The 1,479-nt window shown below is 42.3% G+C and carries 1 protein-coding gene; it reads left to right on the top strand.

Features of this window, described 5'->3' with window-relative positions; all coding sequences use genetic code 11:
• Window positions 1-1,479: MBG domain-containing protein (locus tag BZG01_RS21705; RefSeq protein WP_180327428.1), on the top strand; the 1,479-nt coding region annotated here is incomplete at both ends.

The raw sequence follows: 1,479 nt of genomic DNA, 5'->3' as shown, positions 1-1,479 counted from the left end.
CCATTACGGTTACTGCAGATGCATTACAAACAAAAGTTTACGGAGATTCAGATCCGACATTTACTTACACGGCATCTTCCGCATTGGAAAGCGGTGACTCCTTTAGCGGAGCACTGTCAAGAACAAGTGGAGAGTCTGTAGGTTCCTATGCCATTTTACAGGGAACACTGAGTGCAGGATCGAATTACAATTTAACTTTTGTGAGTAAAGACTTTAGCATCACTAAAAAATCCTTGACCATTACAGCCGAAAACAAAAGCAAAGTTTACGACGGCGCGGTTTACAGCCCGTTTACGGTAAGTTATTCCGGTTTCGCAACAGGCGAAGATGAAACTGATTTATCAGGAACACTTGTTTATAGTGGAACAGCAACAACAGCAACCAATGTTGGAACCGGCTATGTCATCACTCCGGGCGGATTGACTTCATCCAATTATGCCATTACATTTGTTGATGGTTCATTGGATATAACCCAAAAAGCAATAACGGTAACAGTTGATGCAGGTCAGACGAAAGTTTACGGAGATGCAGATCCGACATTTACTTACACTGCATCTTCAGTATTGGAAGCTGGAGATTCCTTTAGCGGAGCACTGTCAAGAACAAGTGGAGAGTCTGTAGGTACCTATGCCATTTCTCAGGGAAGCCTGAGTGCTGGATTGAACTACGATTTAACTTTTGTGAGTAAAGACTTTAGCATCACTCAAAAAGCCTTGACCATTACAGCCGAAGGCAAAAGCAAAGAGTACGACGGAGCAGTATACAGTGGATTTACTGTTACTTACGCTGGATTTATAAGTGGAGAAGATGAAACTGATCTGGGAGGAGCACTTGTTTATAGTGGAACAGCAACAACAGCAACCAATGTTGGAACCGGCTATGTCATCACTCCGGGCGGATTGACTTCATCCAATTATGCCATTACATTTGTTGATGGTTCATTGGACATTACTCAAAAATCCTTGACCATTACAGCCGAAAACAAAAGCAAAGAGTACGACGGAGCCGTATACAGTGGATTTACTGTTACTTATGCTGGATTTATAACAGGTGAAGATGAAACTGATTTATCAGGAACACTTGTTTATAGTGGAACAGCAACAACAGCAACCAATGTTGGAACCGGCTATGTCATCACTCCGGGCGGATTGACTTCATCCAATTATGACATTACATTTGTTGATGGTTCATTGGACATTACTCAAAAATCCTTGACCATTACAGCCGAAAACAAAAGCAAAGAGTACGACGGAGCCGTATACAGTGGATTTACTGTTACTTACGTCGGATTTATAACAGGTGAAGATGAAACTGATCTGGGAGGAGCACTTGCTTATAGCGGAACAGCAAGCACAGCAACCAATGTTGGAACCGGCTATGTCATCACTCCGGGCGGATTGACTTCTTCCAATTATGCCATTACATTTGTTGATGGTTCATTGGACATTACTCAAAAATCCTTGACCATTACAGCCGAAA

The sequence above is a fragment of the Labilibaculum manganireducens genome, assembly GCF_002843385.1.
GTDB classification, from domain to species: Bacteria; Bacteroidota; Bacteroidia; order Bacteroidales; family Marinifilaceae; genus Labilibaculum; species Labilibaculum manganireducens.
Note: the sequence above shows the minus strand (reverse complement) of the source record. Positions and strands in the feature narration are given on the sequence as shown.